The following is a 17,454-nucleotide window of genomic DNA, read 5'->3' as shown; positions in this document are numbered from 1 at the left end:
TGCGACAAACTGACGCGCGGCATTCGTCCATTGCGCGTATCGCCATGCTCGGCGGCACCTTCGACCCTGTCCATATAGGACATCTGCGTAGTGCCGTGGAGCTGGGAGAGGCGCTGGCGCTAGATGCGGTGCACATGATTCCGGTCCACGTTCCGCCTCATCGCACGGCACCCGGTATTTCCGCCGAGCACCGGCTGGCCATGCTGAAGGCCGGTATCGGTGACACGCCCGGCCTGGTGGCGGACGACCGTGAGGTGCGTCGTTCAGGTCATTCCTACTCCGTCGACACCCTGGCGTCATTGCGCGAAGCGTGGGGAGAACAGGCGCGGCTTGTCATGGCCGTCGGTCACGATGCCTTTCTGGGGCTTCCCGACTGGCATCAGTACGAGCGCTTGCTGTCGCTCGCCCACATCGTGGTGATCGATCGTCCCGACCACGAGGAACCGCTGAAGCCGGCACTGGCTTCATTGATCGAAGGTCGTGAGGTCGCTACGGTCGAATCGCTGATGACGGCGCCTGCCGGCCACTTGTTGCGCCTGCGCTTGCCCAGCCGCATGGCGATCGCGGCGACCGAAGTGCGTCGGCGCTTGCAGCAAGGGCTCAGCGTGCGATATCTGATTCCCGAATCCGTCGAGCGCTATATCGAAACCCACGGGCTCTATCGCGAGTCGGGGACTGGCGCTGACGGGTTATCCGAGTAAAATGCGCGTCTTCCGGATTTCCGGGAGACGCGATTGCCCTTTTTCAAGGGGCTATATGACGAGGAGCTATGCAGACAGATACGCTTAAATCATTGGTGGTGGATGCGCTCGAAGAGTTGAAAGCGCGTGACGTCGTCGAGCTGGATGTAGCCGAATTGACCAGTGTCACTGATGTCATGGTGGTCGCGAGCGGCACATCGTCGCGTCATGTCTCCGCACTGGCGGATAACGTGATCGAAAAGGCGAAGGAGGCCGGCCTTCGACCGCTGGGCGTAGAAGGGCAGCAGAGCGGTGAATGGGTGCTGGTGGATCTGGGCGACGTTGTCGCTCATGTGATGATGCCGGAGACCCGTCAACTCTATGATCTCGAGCGTCTCTGGGCCGACCTGCCCACGGATTCGAAGCGTGCCGCGGATCGTCAAGAGCTTCGCGGTCAAGAGCTTCGCGGGTGAAGATCCGGTTGCTGGCCGTCGGCTCGCGCATGCCGGCGTGGGTCGAGGCCGGGGTCGATGAGTATCGCAAGCGGTTGCCGCGCGAGATGCCCTTCGAGATCGTCGAGATCCCGCCCGGTGCCCGCGGCAAGAATGCCGACGTGACGCGGGCGATCCAGGCCGAAGGTGATCGGATGCTGGAAAAGTTGCGCGATCAGGAACGTATCGTGGCGCTCGAGGTCGAAGGGGCGTCCTGGACGACCGAGCAACTGGCCGCAGAGCTGGACTCCTGGCGGCTGGAAGGGCAGGACGTCGCGCTGTTGGTCGGAGGTCCCGACGGTCTCGATCCGCGCGTCGTCGCCCGCGCTCGGCAATCCTGGTCGCTGTCGGCACTGACGCTGCCGCACCCCCTGGTGCGGGTGGTGCTGGCGGAACAGCTCTATCGCGCCTGGACATTGCTCGCAGGACATCCGTATCACCGTTGAGTCAGAGAGTCAGTCGCTTGTTTCCATTTGACGCCACCGAAAGCGACGCCGCCGGACGCCGTGACGGCTCGGAGCCGATCCCTGCCCTGAATCGCTGCTTCTGTCATGCGTAAACGTCGGGAAAACGTCAAGAACCACGAACAGGAAGTTCGTGTCTTTCGCAATCGCTCGCTGGTCGCTGCCCTGATCATTCTGCTGATGGCAGGCGCGCTCGTTTCGCGTCTGGTCTATTTGCAGGTCATCGAGCATGACGTCTTCATCACGCGCTCCGACAACAATCGCATGCGAGTGGAGCCGTTACCGCCGCGTCGTGGCCTGATTTACGACCGAAACGGCAAGCTGCTGGCGGAAAACCGCCCGACCTACAACCTCACCATCGTGCGCGAACGTGTCGATGATCTCGATACCACGTTACAGCGTCTGGTGGATATCCTGGGGCTGCCCGAGGACGAGGTCGAGACCTTTCGGGAGCGTTCCCGTCAGCGCCAGCGACCCTATCAGCCTGCGCTGTTGATCAGCGATCTCACCGAGGATCAGATTGCCCGCCTGGCCGTGAACCGCTATCTGCTTAGCGGTGTCGAGGTCGAGGCCCAGTTGATGCGCTATTACCCTGATCCGATCGTGATGTCTCACGTGCTCGGTTACGTCGGGCGGATCAACGCCGATGAGCTGGCCGATCTGGATCCCGGCAACTATGCGGGTACTCATTTCATCGGCAAGACGGGGGTCGAGTACACCTACGAGGATCAGCTTCATGGCAAGGCCGGCCTGCGCAAGGTCGAGACCAACGCGCGTGGCCGGGTCCTGCGTGAACTGGACCGAAATCCGGCAGAGCCGGGCAAGGACATCACGCTGACCATCGACAGCCGTCTGCAGCACATGGCCTATGATCTGCTGGGCGGACGACGCGGTGCCATCGTGGCCATTCAGCCCAAGACGGGCGACATCCTGGCGATGGTTTCGGCACCGGGCTTCGACATCAACAAGTTCGTGACCGGGATCTCCTACAAGGATTATCGCGCCTTGCAGGAAAATCTGGACCTGCCGCTGTATAACCGTGCGGTACGCGGGCAGTATCCGCCGGGTTCGACCGTCAAGCCGTTCGAGGCGCTGGGCGCCTTGCAGGATGGGGTGGTCAAGCCCAACGACGTCATCTATGACCCTGGCTATTTCCAGTTGCCCAATGATAGCCGGCGCTACCACAACTGGCTGCGGTGGGGGCACGGTCGTGTCGATCTCGAGCGAGCGCTGGAAGTCTCCAACAACACCTACTTCTATACCATGGCGTACCGGCTGGGCATCGACCGTCTCTCGGCGTTCATGCACCAGTTCGGCTTTGGCGAGGTCACGTCGCTGGATGTCCAGGGAGCGTCGCCGGGCCTGATGCCGTCACGCGAATGGAAGCGCGAGAAGTACAACCAGGTGTGGTATCCGGGAGAAACGCTTTCTGCCGGCATCGGTCAAGGATATTTCATGGCGACGCCACTCCAGTTGGCGGCTGCCACCGCGACACTGGCCAATCGGGGACATTGGGTGCGGCCGCATCTGGCCAAGCGCATCGGCGACGAGATCGTCGAGCCGCCATTCGCGGATACCAAGCCGGATGTACAGATCGATCAGGCGCGCTGGTGGCAGGATGTCTTCAAAGGCATGGAAGCGGTGATGAACGGCTCCGAAGGGACCGCCCGCAAGGCTGGCGCTGGCCTGCAGTACGAGATGGCAGCGAAGACCGGCACTGCTCAGGTCTTTTCGTTGGGGCAGAACGAGAAGTACGACGCCGACGAACTGGCCGAACGCCTCCGTGATCACGCGCTGTTCATCGGTTTTGCGCCCGTAGACGACCCTCAGATCGCGGTTGCCGTCATCGTCGAGAATGCTGGCGGCGGCGTATCCGGCCTCGGTCGCGAGCTTACCGATGCCTGGCTGTTGCCCGACGGGAAGCTCGAGGATCCGCCGGGTACCACCGTCAACGAAGAAATCGAGAGTATCGATGGCGATTGATTTCCAACGCGTGGCACCGAGAGCCCATCAAGCCCGAGTCGGGCGCAAGCGCTCGTTGTGGCTGCGCATGCATCTCGACCCGTGGCTATTGTCGATCCTGCTGCTGCTGATCTCGTTCGGACTGGTGGTGCTCTACAGCGCCAGCGGCATGTCGGCCTCGACGACGATGGCGCAGGCGTCGCGCATGGGTGTGGCCTTGCTGGGCGCGGTGATCATCGCGCAGTTCTCGCCCGGCACGCTGTTCCGATGGACACCGCTGGCCTACGGTGGCGGCCTCTTGATGCTGATCGCCGTCGAGATCATGGGGGACATCGGCATGGGTGCCCAGCGCTGGCTGGAGATCGGTCCGTTGCGATTCCAGCCTTCGGAGGTGATGAAGATCGCCATGCCGATGATGCTGGCGGCCTATTTTCATCGCCGCCCCCTGCCGCCCACCTGGCGCGATCTGATCGTCTGCGCGGTGATCATCGGGGTGCCGGTGCTGCTGATCGCCCGTCAGCCTGACCTTGGCACGTCATTGCTGGTGACCTGCGCGGCAGTGTTCGTGATTCTGCTGACGGGGCTGTCGTGGAAATTCATTCTGACGCTGGTGGCCATGGCGGGGGCGGCGGCGCCGCTGCTGTGGATCAACATGCACGATTACCAGCGTCAGCGAGTGTTGACCTTTCTCAATCCGGAAAGCGACCCTCTCGGTGCCGGGTGGAACATCATCCAGTCCAAGACCGCGATCGGCAGCGGCGGGCTGGAAGGCAAGGGCTGGGGGCTGGGTACGCAGTCCCAGCTAGAGTTCTTGCCGGAGCGCCATACCGACTTCATCGTCGCCGTGCTGGGAGAGGAGTTCGGCCTGATCGGCATGTGTACCATTCTGGTGCTGTATCTGTTGCTGGTCTCGCGCGGGCTGGTCATGGCCAATCATGCGCAGGACACCTACGGCCGCTTGCTGGCCGGTAGTATCGTATTGACCTTTTTCATCTACGTTTTCGTGAATATCGGCATGGTCACGGGCATTCTGCCGGTGGTCGGCGTGCCATTGCCGCTGGTCAGCTATGGCGGGACCTCCAGCGTGACCTTGATGGCCGGGTTCGGTATTCTCATGTCGATTCACACGCACCGGCGCCTGTTGACACACTGACGCCGGAAGAGCCGCAAGCAGGGAGCTAGTCGCGCATGCCGCTGCGTTGGAGACGAGATCGTCGGTTCAGCATCAGTCTGTTGCTGGTGGGACTCTGGGGTTTGGCAAGCGCGGCGGCGCAGGCCGAGGAGAATTTCGACCCGACCACCCATCCCGAAGTGCAGGAGATGGTGGAAGCCCTATCGCGGAAGGGCTTGCCGAGTCACGAGCTGGAAGCCGCGATGCAGGCGGCGCAGTATCGTCCGCAGGTACTGGAGGCGATGGATCACGCGGCGGAAAGACGCTTGCGCTGGGACGAGTACCGCGACATCTTCATCCAGCCTGAACGTATTCGACAGGGCGTTGCCTTTCTCGAGAAGTATCATGAAGCGTTGGCGCGGGCCGAGAAAGTCTACGGCGTGCCGCCGGAGATCGTGGTGGCGATCCTGGGTGTCGAGACCCAGTACGGCCAACACAAGGGCACGCATCGTGTGCTGGATTCTCTCTCCACGCTGGCCTTTCACCATCCTTCCCGAGGTGCCTTCTTTCGCGGTGAGCTCGAGGCGTTTCTCGATATCACGCTAGGTCAGGATGTCGATCCCGCCACGCTTCATGGCTCCTACGCCGGTGCCATGGGCTATCCGCAGTTCATTCCGACCAGCTATCAGGCGTACGCGGTCGATTTCGATTTCGATGGGCTGAAGGATCTGTGGAACAACCCGGTGGACGCCATCGGCAGTATCGCCAATTACTTCAGCGAGCATGGTTGGCAGCGGCATCAAGCGGTGCTGGTCGAGGCCGATGGCCCCGATGTGTTGCCGTCTTCCATCACCTTCAATCGTACCGAGCCGCCGGATACATCGATTTCGGCGTTGCAGCAGGTCGGTATCGAGCCGACGGCGGGGAGCTTGCAGCCAAGTGACGAGGTCGTGCCGTTGGCCCTGGATTTTGCCGACGGGCACATTCGCTATGTGCTGGGTCTCGACAATTTCTACGTCATCACCCGCTACAACCACAGCCATCTCTATGCGATGGCGGTCGCGACGCTGGCGCAGCGCATTCAGACTGCCATGTCCGAGGACGCGCAAGGTGACGGGGCATGATTCGGTGTGCCGTGAGATGGCGCTTCTCCCTGGCACTGTTGCTGCTGGCGCTATTGGCGGGATGTGCCGGTGGCGGCGGCTTCCAGGGCGGGGGCGGTCGTTACGCCATGGATCAGGATGCCTACCCGGATACGCCGAAAGACGTCGCCAACGTGCCGGATGCGGTGCCGCGCGTGGAACCCCGTTCCAGGAGCGGTAACCGCTCGACCTATACGGTATGGGGCAAGACCTACCATGTGCTCGACGACCCTGCCGGTTACGAGGCCGAAGGGCTCGCTTCCTGGTACGGCGTCAAGTTTCAGGGGTACGACACGGCCAATGGCGAGACCTACGACATGTACCAGATGTCGGCGGCGCATCGCTCTTTGCCGTTGCCGACTTACGCGCGTGTCACCAATCTCGATAACGGTCGCAAGGTCATCGTGCGGGTGAACGATCGTGGCCCGTTTCACAGCGACCGGCTGATCGATCTTTCCTACGCGGCGGCTGCACGCCTGGGTATTCTGAAAGGCGGGACGGGGCGGGTGAAGGTCGAGGCGATAGACCCCGTGGTCTGGGCACGTACGCATGGTGAATCGGCGGGTGACCGCTCGCAGGCCGGTCAGAGCGCGGTCGCGTCCCGTTCGGTATCGCGTCAGCCATCGATGTCGGGGGTATCCCCCCGGCCTGTCGCTTCGCAGGCCGACGGTGCGAGCTCTGGCGCGAATTACCAGGCAAGCATCGATCCCGTTCTGGCGGCGGCGAACGCCGAGGAATCTCCGTCTTCGTCCACGCTATCTTCTGCAAGCGCTGCGCCCATCTCCGCTTCCGAGGGATCGTCGGCGGCAGGGCAGCGCTTCGTGCAGGTTGCCGCGCTCGGTTCACGAGCCGGTGCGGAAGCGTTGAAGAGCCGGCTGCAGGGCTTGCTGTCGCGGCCGGTTCGCATCGACAATGCGTCTCCTCTCTATCGTGTCCAGGTCGGCCCCATTCATGACCTGGCATCGCTCGAATCCATCAGGGCTACTCTGCAGGACGCCGGCTATGGCCAGACGTTCCTGGTAGCGCCCACTCAGTAACCCTCGTCCAGTGAGAACCCGATTGTCATGAAAGCGTTGTTCACTTCGTCTGTATCACGCCTGGTCATCTCAGCGTCATTGTGTCTGGGGCTGCTGTCGTCTCCGGCCGGCGCCCAGCAACCCACTCCCGATAGCCAGATGTCGACATCCAACCCGGAACCGGAGCAGTTGATACCCTCGCCGCCTGATCTGGCCGCGTCTTCCTGGGTGCTGATGGATGCTTCCACCGGCCAGCTGCTGGTGAATCACAACGGCGATCAGCGGCTGCCGCCCGCCAGTCTGACCAAGATGATGACGGCCTACATCGTCGAGCAGGAAATCGACGGTGGCAGCATCTCCGACACCGACATGGTCAGCGTCAGTGAAAATGCGTGGCGCACGGGCGGTTCACGCATGTTCATCCAGGAGGGCACGCAGGTCAGCGTCGAGAACCTGCTTCGCGGCGTGGTGGTGCAGTCCGGCAACGATGCCAGCGTGGCGCTGGCAGAATACGTGGCCGGCAGTGAATCGGCGTTCGCTGACCTGATGAATCAGCAGGCTCAGCGCCTGGGAATGCAAAACAGCCACTTCATGAATCCGACAGGGCTGCCTCACGACGACCACTACTCGTCCGCTCATGACCTGGCCATCCTCGCGCGCCATATCATCACGGATTTCCCGGATCACTATCAGGTCTACTCCGAGAAGTACTTTACCTGGAATGACATTCGCCAGCCGAACCGCAATCGTCTGTTGTGGCGCGATCCGGACGTCGATGGCTTGAAGACGGGCCATACCGAAGCTGCCGGCTACTGCCTGGTCGCCTCTGCCAAAAAGCAGGATACCCGTCTGATCGCTGTGGTGATGGGCACCAACTCCGATGAAGCCCGGGCGGCAGAAACTCAGCGCCTGCTCAACTACGGCTTCCGCTTCTTCCAGACTCGCAAGCTCTATGACGCTGGCTCCGTACTCAACGAGGCGCGTATCTGGGGCGGCGCCAGTGATACCGTTCGTCTCGGCGTGCAGAACGAGGTCAGCATGACCGTGCCGCGGGGGAGCGCCGACAACCTGACCGCACGCCTCAATCTGCCGGAGACGCTGCGTGCGCCGATTCAGGCCGGACAGCAGGTCGGTACCCTGGAAATCAAGTCGGGTGACGAGGTGCTGGGCCAGCAGCCGCTGGTGGCACTGGAAGGGGTCGAAGAGGGCAGCATCTTCAAGCGTGTATGGGACTCCATCGTGCTGTTCGTGACCGGGCTGTTCGATTAAGGCAGCTCTTTCGCTGTCGGTCGGGCGCTGGCGAGATTCGATGCCCGGCCAGGGGCAGTGCCGAAAGATGACGAAGGTTCGAAACGAAGTAGCGGATCCTGTCAGCGGTTTCCGCGCTTCGCCGGCATCGGTTGGTGCTCGGGCTGTTGTTGAGTAGAATGGTCGGAAATGACTTTCAGCGCCTAATGCCATGACTCAGATAACCATAGCGCCATGACCCAGACACCCAATGATGTTGACCTGCCTCGGCCCAAGGTCGAATTTCCGTGCGACTACCCGATCCGGGTAGTCGGTGATGCCGCCGAAGATTTCGTTGCGGCCATCAGCGAGGTGATCGAACGGCATGCTCCCGGGTTCGATCCGGCATCCATCAAGCTTTCCGACAGTCGCAACGGTCGCTTTCAATCGGTTCGAGTGGTCATTCATGCCACCGGAGAAGCGCAGCTGGATGCGCTGTTTCAGGATCTGAAGGCGACCGGACGCGTACACATGGTGCTGTGACGCCAATGTCCACGTTGCAACTCTACCGACTCGGGCATCAGCCTTATCTGCCGGTGTGGCAGGCGATGTCGCGTTTTACCGATACGCGCGATGCCTCGGCGCCGGATCAGTTGTGGCTGGTCGAGCATGACCCCGTCTTCACCCAGGGGCGGGCCGGCAAGCCCGAGCACCTGTTGATGCCGGGAGACATACCGGTCGTCGCGAGCGATCGCGGTGGCCAGGTGACCTACCATGGGCCGGGGCAGGTCGTGCTCTATCCTTTGCTCGATGTGCGTCGGCGAGGGCTTGGCGTACGGGAGCTGGTGACGCTGCTCGAGAACGCCGTCATCGATCTGCTGGCGCACCATGGCGTCGATGCACGTGCGCGACCGGACGCCCCCGGGGTCTATGTCGCCGACGACAAGATCGCATCGCTGGGTCTGCGAATTCGGCGGGGCTGCAGTTTCCATGGCGTCGCGCTCAACGTCGACATGGACCTGTCACCGTTCGCCCGAATCAACCCGTGCGGCTATGCGGGATTGAAGATGACCCAATTGCGTGACCACGTGACCGAGCCGGTGTCATCGATCAGCGAAGCCGAAAGATTGGCAGACTGCTTTGCACGCCGACTGTCCGCGCCACTCGACGCTCGATCCGGGTGGCCACAAGTTTTTGAACCGGCAGCGATTGCTTAGCTGCCGATGTTCCACGACCTATCAGGAAGGGATCTATGACCGAGACGACCGTCATGCCAACGCCCGAGACCAAGAAGCCGGCACGCGCCGAGCGCGGTGTCAAACTGCGCGGTGCCGAGAAGGTCTCTCGGATTCCCGTCAAGGTCATTCCGACCGAAACGTTGCCGAAGAAACCGGACTGGCTGCGCGTCAGAATGCCGGTTTCTCCTCAGGTCACCCATATCAAGCAGACCCTGCGCAAGCACGGACTGCACACCGTCTGTGAAGAAGCCTCCTGCCCTAATCTGGGCGAGTGTTTCAGTGGCGGGACGGCGACCTTCATGATCATGGGCGATATCTGTACCCGCCGTTGCCCCTTCTGCGATGTCGCGCATGGACGACCCAATGCGCTCAACGAGAACGAGCCTCGCGAGCTGGCGGAAGCCATTGCCGAGATGCGGCTCAATTACGTCGTGGTGACGTCCGTGGATCGCGATGACCTGCGTGATGGCGGGGCGCAGCATTTCGCCAACTGCATTCGCGAGATCCGTCGCGACAGCCCGAACATCGAGATCGAAGTGCTGGTTCCGGATTTCCGCGGACGCATGCAGGTGGCGCTGGACATTCTGGAAGGCGAAGCGCCGGATGTCTTCAACCACAACCTGGAGACGGTGCCGTCGCTCTATCGCAAGGTCCGCCCGGGTGCCGATTATCAGTGGTCGCTGGACTTGCTTAAAGGGTACAAGGCGCGCCGTCCAGAAGTCATGACCAAATCAGGGTTGATGCTCGGGGTCGGTGAAACCGACGAGCAGGTGATCGAGGTCATGCGCGATTTGCGCGCTCATGATGTCGACATGCTGACCCTGGGTCAGTACATGCAGCCTTCGCGCAATCACTTGCCTGTCGATCGCTGGGTGCACCCCCAGACATTCGACTGGTTTGCCGAGCAGGGCAAGGCGATGGGATTCAAGCATGTCGCCTCGGGGCCGCTGGTGCGTTCGTCCTATCATGCCGACAAGCAGGCACACGGGGTAGAGGTGAAGTAAGCGTGCCTCGTCAGGAAGACGTTAACGGGCCTGCCGATAAGATCGGCAGGCCCGTTCTGTCTCAGCCTGATCCCGTTCCGTCCCTGCCTGGTCCCGTTCTGCCCCTGGCTGGTATTGTTTTCATGCCGGAATGCGATATGACGAACCGTTTGGGTCATGGGCAACAGGTATGCATCCAAGGAGGTCTTTCAGGCGTATTCAATGACCGTTCGTCACGTACGTACCACGGATCATCCGGGCAGGATTCCCGTGCGCCGCGCCAGGCGGTCGTTACGCTTCGGAGAATTATCGTCGAAGAACTATCTTTGAAGGATTATCTCGCGGCTTTTCTGTCCGGAACCACGTTGGCTGTGCGGCGTTGATGATTTCTCGAACCTGAGGAGTAAGAGTCCGCTCTATGATTGCACCGGATATGCCCCATAACGAAGCCGAGCGTCTAACCGTCTTGCGGGATCTACAACTGCTCGATTCGGAATCCGACAAGGGGTTCGATCGTTTGACGGAATTGGCGACCCAGATTTTCGACGTTCCCATGTCGATGATCACGCTGATCGACGAAGAGCGTCAGTGGTTCAAGTCGCACCAGGGCTTGAAGGTCTGCGAGACGCCAAGGCGGATTTCTTTCTGTGGTCACGTCGTGGCCGACGGCCAGCCAATGGTGGTCAATAATGCCTTGCGGGATGCACGTTTTTCGGACAACCCGCTGGTGACGGGAGACCCTTTCATTCGCTTCTATGCTGGCTATCCGCTGTTCGTGGAACCGGAAGCCTGTGTGGGCACGCTATGTCTGATCGGCATGCTTCCCCGGGCTTTCGAGGAAACCGATATGCAGCGATTGAAGCTTCTCGCCGCTCAGGCCGAGGAGCTGATCCAGCTGCATATCCTGCGTGTCCAGGCGAATCAGCGTGATCGGGCCTGAGCGCTGACGTCCTTTTTAAACCTCATCAGCAGGAAGACACAGCAGCGTCGGCGTCTCGATCGGTGTCATCGGGGCCCGGAAGTGTGCATTCAATTCCGGCAGCAGTTCCCGCACGAAGCTTAGAAAAAGCTCCGTGACTGGCGTCGGGTAGCGATCCTTGGGATAGACCGTGCACCATGAGCGTTTCAGAGGGAAGCCGGGAATGCGCGGGCTCGCCAGCAGTCCGGAAGCCAGCTCCAGCTGTACGGCCAGGCGTGGGAGCACGGCCACACCCAAGTGCGCCATGACCCCCTGCTTGATGGCTTCATTGGTGCCGAGCTCGATGGTGTGGTGCAGGGAGATGCGCTCCCTTGCCGCAAAATCCTCGAATGCCGTCCGCGCGCCGGAGCCCGGCTCCCTCATCAGCAGATAGTGCCGCGCGAAATCCTCGAGCGTCGCCCGCTCGGCCGTGACCAGCGGGTGGCCCGGCCAGACCACCGGTATCAATTCGTTGTCCAGAATGGGCATGAATACCAGGTTGGGGTCGTCCGGCACCATACCCATGATGACCAGGTCATCTCGTCTCTCCGCCAGCCGCTCGAGGGCCTGTGCCCGGTTGCAGACGCGTAGTCGAATCTGGACTTCCGGATAGCGGGCTCTGAAGCGCGCCAGAATGTGCGGCACGACGTATTGCGCGGTCGAGACGGCTGCAAGGTTGAGTTCGCCCCGGATCGTGCCGGCCAGCTCCGACAGCTCCATCTGCAGACTCGAAACCTGACCGAAGATCGACTGCACGGACGCGGCCAGCGCATCGGCGGCGGGCAGTATATGAAGTGTCTTACCGGCGTACTTGAACAGTGGCTGGCTCAGCGCCTGCTCGAGCTGTCGGATCTGAGCGCTGACGGCAGGTTGCGTCAGGCCCAGCTGTTCGGCAGCGCGTGAATAGGATTGCTGACGATGAACGGCCTGGAAGACCTGGAGCTGACGGAATGTCAGACGATTGAGCAGGTTGGGACGCGACATTCAGGATGCTCTCACGGTCAGGTATAACGTTTAGCTTATAGGTTGGCAAAAAAATATCAATTTTTCTATTGGTACCCGGATCGCTAGCGTAGGGAGACGATAACAAAGCGTCGCCACGCACAAACCGGGAGGGCAAACGGTGTTTAAAAAGCTGCTTATCGCCAACCGCGGCGAGATTGCCGTGCGTATTGTACGAGCCTGCGCCGAGATGGGCATCCGTTCGGTTGCGATCTATACCGAACCCGACCGTTTCTCCCTGCATGTCAAAGGAGCGGACGAAGCCTATTTCGTCGGTGACGAACCGCTGGCGGGCTATCTGGATCCGCGGCGGATCGTCAACCTGGCGCGGGAAACCGGCTGTGATGCCATTCATCCCGGCTACGGCTTCTTATCCGAAAGTGCCGAATTTGCCAGGATCTGCAGCCAGGCGGGTATCGCGTTCGTCGGCCCGAGTGCCGAAGTGATCGCCAGGATGGGCGACAAGACCGCCGCGCGAACGGCGATGCGTGAGGCAGGCGTGCCGGTGACGCCGGGTTCCGACGGTAATCTCGCCAATCTCGATGAAGCGCTGACGGTTGCCGAAGAGATTGGCTACCCGATCATGCTCAAGGCGACATCCGGCGGCGGTGGCCGTGGCATTCGCCGCTGCGACACGGCCGAACAGCTCCGGCAGGCCTGGGATCGCGTGATTTCCGAAGCGACCAAAGCCTTCGGTAGCGCGGAAGTGTTCATGGAGAAGTGCGTCGTCGATCCGCTGCACATCGAAGTCCAGGTACTGGCGGATAGCCACGGTGGGGTCATCCATCTGTTCGAGCGCGACTGCTCGATCCAGCGCCGCAACCAGAAGCTGATCGAAATCGCGCCCAGCCCCCAACTGACGCCGGAACAGCGCAGCTACGTGGGCAAGATGGCAGTGCGCGCCGCCCAGGCAGTCGGCTACCAGAATGCCGGTACCGTGGAGTTCCTGGTCAAGGACAACGAAGTCTTCTTCATGGAGATGAATACCCGGGTTCAGGTCGAGCACACCATCACTGAGGCGATCACCGGCGTCGATATCGTCCGTGAACAGTTGCGCATTGCCGCAGGCGACCGGCTGGCCTATCGCCAGGAGGATATCCGCCACCAGGGCTATGCCATCCAGTTCCGGATCAACGCCGAGGACCCCAAGAACGACTTCCTGCCCAGCTTCGGTCGCATCACCCGTTACTACGCGCCCGGCGGCCCCGGCGTCCGCACGGACACCGCGATCTATACCGGCTATACCATTCCGCCGTACTTCGATTCGATGTGCCTGAAGTTGATCGTCTGGGGAATGACCTGGGAAGAGACCCTCAATCGTGGTATTCGGGCGCTGAACGACATGCGTCTGCAAGGGGTGAAGACCACCGCATTCTATTACCAGGAAATTCTGCGCCATCCCGATTTCCGGGCTGGGCACTTCGACACCGGGTTCGTTCCCGCCCATCCCGAACTGCTCAACTACTCCGTCAAGCGCAACCCTGAAGAGGTGGCGTTGGCGATTGCGGCGGCCATCGCGGCTCACGCCGGACTTTGAACGCGCCGAATGGATCAGAATCAGGAGAAAAAGATGAACAACGCCGACTCGTCATCCGTCAAGATCAGCGACGTCGTCCTGCGTGATGGGCATCAGTCATTGATTGCCACGCGCATGCGAACCGAAGACATGCTGCCAATCTGCGCCAAACTCGACGCGACCGGGTTCCATTCACTCGAAGTCTGGGGCGGCGCCACGTTCGACGCCTGCGTGCGTTTTCTCAAGGAGGATCCCTGGGAACGCCTGCAGTCGTTGCGCGAAGCGCTTCCCAACACGCCGCTACAGATGCTGCTGCGGGGGCAGAACCTGCTTGGGTATCGCCACTACGCGGATGACGTGGTGGAGCGTTTCGTGGCGCGCTCGGCCGATAACGGCATCGACATCTTTCGGGTCTTCGATGCGCTGAACGACCTGCGCAATCTGGAGACCGCCATGAAGGCGGTCAAGGCCAGCGGCAAGCATGCCCAGGGCACTATCTGTTATACCGTCAGCCCCGTTCACACTCGGGACATGTATGTCGAGCAGGCCAAGCGGCTGGTCGACATGGGCGCCGATTCGATCGCCATCAAGGACATGGCCGGTCTGCTGACCCCATACGCCACCGGCGAGCTGGTGGCAGCACTGTCCGAGGCGGTCGACGTGCCGATCCATCTCCATGCCCACGCGACGTCCGGGCTCGCTTCCCTGAGCCAGATGAAGGCCGTCGAAGCAGGCTGTCGCCATATCGATACCTGTATTTCTGCCTTCGCCGGCGGTACCAGCCATCCCTCCACCGAAGCGATGGTGGCGGCGTTCCAGCAGACGCCCTATGACACCGGCCTGGATCTGGTCGCGCTGAAGGAGGTCGGCGACTACTTCCGGGAAGTGCGCAAGAAATACGCGGCTTTCGAAAGCGAATACACGCGCGAGGATGTGAGCGTACAGATCTGGCAGGTGCCGGGGGGCATGATGTCCAACCTGGCCAATCAGATGAAGGAGCAGAATGCGCTGGGCCGGATTCAGGATGTCTTCGATGAAATTCCGAAGGTTCGTGCCGATCTGGGGTATCCGCCGCTGGTAACGCCGACGTCGCAGATCGTCGGGACCCAGGCCGCCATGAACGTGTTGACCGGCGAGCGTTACAAGTCGATCACCAACGAGGTGAAGCGCTACCTGCTGGGTGGCTACGGTCAGCCGCCGGCCGAGGTGAATCCCGAGGTGCGGCGCAAGGCGATCGGCAACGAACTGGTCGACGAGGGCCGTCCCGCCGACCAGCTCAAGCCGGAGATGGCCAGGCTGAAGCAGGATATCGGCGATCTCGCCGCCAGCGAAGAGGATGTGCTCACCTTTGCCATGTTCCCCGATCTGGGGCGGGAATATCTGCAGGGGCGGCGTGACGGCACGTTGACGCCCGAATCGATTCCGTCAGCGGAAGCCGTCGGCGGTGCCGGACGGCCGGTTTCCGAAGGGGTGCCTACCGAGTTCGTCATCGACGTTCACGGTGAGTCCTACGAAGTGCAGATCACCGGTGTCGGCAGTAGCAGTGGCAGCAAGCGCCGTGTCTATCTGACGCTCGATGGCATGCCCGAAGAGGTCGTGTTCGAGGCCAAGGACGAGTTCGTGCAGGAAGGCAATAGCGGGGGGCGCGCCAAGGCCAGCTCGCCTGGGCACGTTACCACGTCGATGCCGGGCAACATTGTCGATGTGCTGGTCGCTGAAGGTGACAGCGTCAAGGAAGGACAGGCCGTCTTGATTACCGAAGCCATGAAGATGGAGACGGAAGTGCAGGCGCGGGTCAGCGGCACGGTCAAGGCGGTCCATGTGGCCAAGGGCGACCGCGTGACACCGGGCGAGGTCCTGATCGAAATCGAGTGAGGGCCGGGCTGTCTTCCCGATGAAGGCAATCAAAAACGCGGAGCCATGGCTCCGCGTTTTTTTATCCCGTGAAAAGAGCGCTCTCGATCACTCTTCGACCTGGATGATCTTCATGGTGTTGGTGCCGCCATGAGCATTCATGTGATCGCCGCGGGTCAGGATGACGAGGTCGCCCTTGCTGGCGAGCCCGAGGCTGACCAGCTCCTTGATCGCGCCGCTGTTGATCTCGGTCAGCGGGAAGCGGGAGCTGTCGAAGACCAGCGAGACGACGCCGCGATAGAGCGCCATGCGACGCTGGACCAGCGGTGTCTCGGCCAGCGCGACGATCGGCAGACCGGAGCGGATGCGCGAGGCGATCAGCGGCGTGTAGCCCGACGCGGTCAAGCAGGCGATGGCGACCACGCCGGAAAGGTGGTTGGCCGCATACATGGCAGACAGCGCCAGCGTCTCGTCGATCCGGCTGAAGCCTTCGTGGATGCGGTGCTGGGACTGCTGAGCCGCCCGCTCGCGCTCCGCGCCCAGACACAGCCGGTTCATGGCGCGAATGGTCTCGACCGGGAAGTCGCCGGCGGCGGTTTCCGCCGAGAGCATCACGGCATCGGTGCCATCCAGAACCGCGTTGGCGACGTCGAAGACTTCCGCGCGGGTCGGCAGCGGCGACTCGATCATCGATTCCATCATCTGAGTAGCGGTGATGACGACCTTGTTGAGCGTGCGGGCGCGGGCGATGATCCGCTTCTGCACGCCGATCAACTGGGCGTCGCCGATCTCGACGCCGAGATCGCCGCGGGCGACCATCACCGCTTCCGAGGCACGGATGATGTCGTCCAGCGTTTCCGGGTCGGCAACGGCTTCGGCGCGTTCGATTTTGGCGACCAGACCGATCTCCTGGCCCGCTTCGCCCAGCAGCTCGCGCGCATACTGCATGTCGGCCCCACTGCGCGGGAACGATACGGCGAGATAATCGACACCGATGTCGATCGCGGTCTTGAGGTCTTCCTTGTCCTTCTCGGTCAGCGCCGCAGCGGAGAGGCCGCCGCCCTGCTTGTTGATGCCCTTGTTGTTGGTCAGCTTGCCGCCGACCTTGACCGTGGTGAAAATCTGCGGGCCTTCGATGCGGTCCACTTCGAGCACCAGGCGACCGTCGTCCAGCAACAGGGTGTCGCCGGCCTCGAGGTCGTCGGCCAGCTCCTTGTAATCGCAGCCGACGCGTTCGCTGTCGCCGGCATCGCGATCCAGCGATACGTCCAGCACGAAAGGCTGGCCCTTTTCGAGCTTGACGCCACCTTCGGCGGCAAAGCGGGCGATACGGATCTTGGGACCCTGGAGGTCGCCCAGTGCAGCCACCGCGCGGCCGTGACGATCCGCTGCCTCGCGAACGGCCTTGAGTCGGCGGCGGTGGTCTTCCGGATTTCCGTGGGAGAAGTTCAAGCGAACGACGTCGACCCCGGCTTCGATAATGGCATCCAATACTCCCTCGCGATCCGTAGCGGGACCCAGGGTGGCGACGATCTTGGTGCGGCGAATCGGACCGTGAAACGCGTGCTGCATGGAAATTCTCCTGGCAACTGAATGAGTCGTCCCGCCGCGCTGAAAAGTCATGGTTCGAGTCGCGACGATGACATGTGGTTATTTTACAACAAGGAGCCCGTCTTGTCCGAAGCGCTGTTGCTGCCTGTCATTGCTTGTCATCCCCGCTAGATAGAGCCACATACACCGGCTGCCGGGATGGCTGACGTTTCAACCGAACGTCTGCCTCGGAGTCGGATGGCGAATGGATCGCCACCAG

Annotated in this window: 16 protein-coding genes; 14 read left to right on the top strand and 2 right to left on the bottom strand. The window is 61.7% G+C overall.

Going from position 1 to position 17,454, the window contains the following annotated elements:
* The first annotated feature begins 44 nt into the window (after positions 1 to 44).
* The 12 genes from nadD (at position 45) to BC443_RS17220 (ending at position 11,254) form a co-directional block, all read left to right on the top strand.
* Positions 45 to 701: a nicotinate-nucleotide adenylyltransferase gene (gene nadD / locus BC443_RS17275; RefSeq protein WP_247643323.1), complete on the top strand. Its 657-nt coding sequence runs from the start codon at positions 45 to 47 to the stop codon at positions 699 to 701.
* A gap of 68 nt (positions 702 to 769) precedes the next feature.
* Complete coding sequence (rsfS, locus tag BC443_RS17270; RefSeq protein ID WP_071233125.1) at positions 770 to 1,153, top strand: ribosome silencing factor; 384 nt, start codon at positions 770 to 772, stop codon at positions 1,151 to 1,153.
* The gene (rlmH, locus tag BC443_RS17265; RefSeq protein WP_071233124.1) at positions 1,150 to 1,617 is read left to right on the top strand and encodes a 23S rRNA (pseudouridine(1915)-N(3))-methyltransferase RlmH; all 468 of its coding nucleotides are present in this window, start codon (positions 1,150 to 1,152) and stop codon (positions 1,615 to 1,617) included. The genes rsfS and rlmH overlap by 4 nt, the downstream gene beginning before the upstream one ends.
* 105 nt (positions 1,618 to 1,722) lie before the next feature.
* Entirely contained in the window at positions 1,723 to 3,618 is a 1,896-nt protein-coding gene (mrdA, locus tag BC443_RS17260) for a penicillin-binding protein 2 (protein ID WP_071233123.1), read from the top strand.
* Entirely contained in the window at positions 3,608 to 4,750 is a 1,143-nt protein-coding gene (rodA, locus tag BC443_RS17255) for a rod shape-determining protein RodA (RefSeq protein WP_071233122.1), read from the top strand. The genes mrdA and rodA overlap by 11 nt, the downstream gene beginning before the upstream one ends.
* A gap of 35 nt (positions 4,751 to 4,785) precedes the next feature.
* Entirely contained in the window at positions 4,786 to 5,832 is a 1,047-nt protein-coding gene (gene mltB / locus BC443_RS17250) for a lytic murein transglycosylase B (protein ID WP_071233121.1), read from the top strand.
* Positions 5,829 to 6,887 carry a septal ring lytic transglycosylase RlpA family protein gene (locus BC443_RS17245; RefSeq protein ID WP_071233120.1) on the top strand — a complete coding sequence of 353 codons (1,059 nt, stop codon included), beginning with the start codon at positions 5,829 to 5,831 and terminating at the stop codon, positions 6,885 to 6,887. Before mltB ends, BC443_RS17245 begins: the two co-directional genes overlap by 4 nt.
* A gap of 27 nt (positions 6,888 to 6,914) precedes the next feature.
* Positions 6,915 to 8,135, top strand: coding sequence for a D-alanyl-D-alanine carboxypeptidase family protein (locus BC443_RS17240; protein ID WP_071233119.1), 1,221 nt, complete (start codon positions 6,915 to 6,917; stop codon positions 8,133 to 8,135).
* A 213-nt stretch (positions 8,136 to 8,348) separates the two neighbouring features.
* Complete coding sequence (locus tag BC443_RS17235) at positions 8,349 to 8,636, top strand: DUF493 domain-containing protein (protein ID WP_071233118.1); 288 nt, start codon at positions 8,349 to 8,351, stop codon at positions 8,634 to 8,636.
* Positions 8,637 to 8,641: 5 nt separating this feature from the next.
* Positions 8,642 to 9,310: a lipoyl(octanoyl) transferase LipB gene (gene lipB / locus BC443_RS17230; protein WP_071233117.1), complete on the top strand. Its 669-nt coding sequence runs from the start codon at positions 8,642 to 8,644 to the stop codon at positions 9,308 to 9,310.
* 35 nt (positions 9,311 to 9,345) lie between these two features.
* Entirely contained in the window at positions 9,346 to 10,335 is a 990-nt protein-coding gene (lipA, locus tag BC443_RS17225; RefSeq protein ID WP_208625282.1) for a lipoyl synthase, read from the top strand.
* Between the two features lie 397 nt (positions 10,336 to 10,732).
* Entirely contained in the window at positions 10,733 to 11,254 is a 522-nt protein-coding gene (locus BC443_RS17220; RefSeq protein ID WP_071233116.1) for a GAF domain-containing protein, read from the top strand.
* 15 nt (positions 11,255 to 11,269) lie between these two features.
* Here BC443_RS17220 and BC443_RS17215 read toward each other — a convergent pair whose 3' ends face one another.
* A complete protein-coding gene (locus BC443_RS17215; RefSeq protein WP_071233115.1) occupies positions 11,270 to 12,256 on the bottom strand; it encodes a LysR family transcriptional regulator in 987 nt (328 codons plus the stop codon).
* Between the two features lie 139 nt (positions 12,257 to 12,395).
* Between BC443_RS17215 and BC443_RS17210 the strand changes: the two genes are divergently transcribed.
* The gene (locus BC443_RS17210) at positions 12,396 to 13,811 is read left to right on the top strand and encodes an acetyl-CoA carboxylase biotin carboxylase subunit (protein WP_071233114.1); all 1,416 of its coding nucleotides are present in this window, start codon (positions 12,396 to 12,398) and stop codon (positions 13,809 to 13,811) included.
* A gap of 33 nt (positions 13,812 to 13,844) precedes the next feature.
* Complete coding sequence (gene oadA, locus BC443_RS17205) at positions 13,845 to 15,665, top strand: sodium-extruding oxaloacetate decarboxylase subunit alpha (RefSeq protein WP_071233113.1); 1,821 nt, start codon at positions 13,845 to 13,847, stop codon at positions 15,663 to 15,665.
* An 87-nt stretch (positions 15,666 to 15,752) separates the two neighbouring features.
* Here the strand turns inward: oadA and pyk are convergent, their stop codons facing one another.
* A complete protein-coding gene (gene pyk, locus BC443_RS17200; RefSeq protein WP_071233112.1) occupies positions 15,753 to 17,216 on the bottom strand; it encodes a pyruvate kinase in 1,464 nt (487 codons plus the stop codon).
* Between the last annotated feature and the right edge of the window lie 238 nt (positions 17,217 to 17,454).

Origin of the sequence: Salinicola sp. MIT1003 (assembly GCF_001858555.1) — a bacterium.
Classification (GTDB): domain Bacteria; phylum Pseudomonadota; class Gammaproteobacteria; order Pseudomonadales; family Halomonadaceae; genus Salinicola; species Salinicola salarius.
Note: the sequence above shows the minus strand (reverse complement) of the source record. Positions and strands in the feature narration are given on the sequence as shown.

What these genes read in the sequence shown, in the direction of transcription:
- nadD (WP_247643323.1), top strand. Translation starts at nt 45, where the DNA reads ATGCTCGGCGGCACCTTCGACCCTGTCCATATAGGACATCTGCGTAGT.
- rsfS (WP_071233125.1), top strand. Translation starts at nt 770, where the DNA reads ATGCAGACAGATACGCTTAAATCATTGGTGGTGGATGCGCTCGAAGAG.
- mrdA (WP_071233123.1), top strand. Translation starts at nt 1,723, where the DNA reads ATGCGTAAACGTCGGGAAAACGTCAAGAACCACGAACAGGAAGTTCGT.
- rodA (WP_071233122.1), top strand. Translation starts at nt 3,608, where the DNA reads ATGGCGATTGATTTCCAACGCGTGGCACCGAGAGCCCATCAAGCCCGA.
- mltB (WP_071233121.1), top strand. Translation starts at nt 4,786, where the DNA reads ATGCCGCTGCGTTGGAGACGAGATCGTCGGTTCAGCATCAGTCTGTTG.
- BC443_RS17245 (WP_071233120.1), top strand. Translation starts at nt 5,829, where the DNA reads ATGATTCGGTGTGCCGTGAGATGGCGCTTCTCCCTGGCACTGTTGCTG.
- BC443_RS17240 (WP_071233119.1), top strand. Translation starts at nt 6,915, where the DNA reads ATGAAAGCGTTGTTCACTTCGTCTGTATCACGCCTGGTCATCTCAGCG.
- BC443_RS17235 (WP_071233118.1), top strand. Translation starts at nt 8,349, where the DNA reads ATGACCCAGACACCCAATGATGTTGACCTGCCTCGGCCCAAGGTCGAA.
- lipB (WP_071233117.1), top strand. Translation starts at nt 8,642, where the DNA reads ATGTCCACGTTGCAACTCTACCGACTCGGGCATCAGCCTTATCTGCCG.
- lipA (WP_208625282.1), top strand. Translation starts at nt 9,346, where the DNA reads ATGACCGAGACGACCGTCATGCCAACGCCCGAGACCAAGAAGCCGGCA.
- BC443_RS17220 (WP_071233116.1), top strand. Translation starts at nt 10,733, where the DNA reads ATGATTGCACCGGATATGCCCCATAACGAAGCCGAGCGTCTAACCGTC.
- BC443_RS17215 (WP_071233115.1), bottom strand. Translation starts at nt 12,256, where the DNA reads ATGTCGCGTCCCAACCTGCTCAATCGTCTGACATTCCGTCAGCTCCAG.
- oadA (WP_071233113.1), top strand. Translation starts at nt 13,845, where the DNA reads ATGAACAACGCCGACTCGTCATCCGTCAAGATCAGCGACGTCGTCCTG.
- pyk (WP_071233112.1), bottom strand. Translation starts at nt 17,216, where the DNA reads ATGCAGCACGCGTTTCACGGTCCGATTCGCCGCACCAAGATCGTCGCC.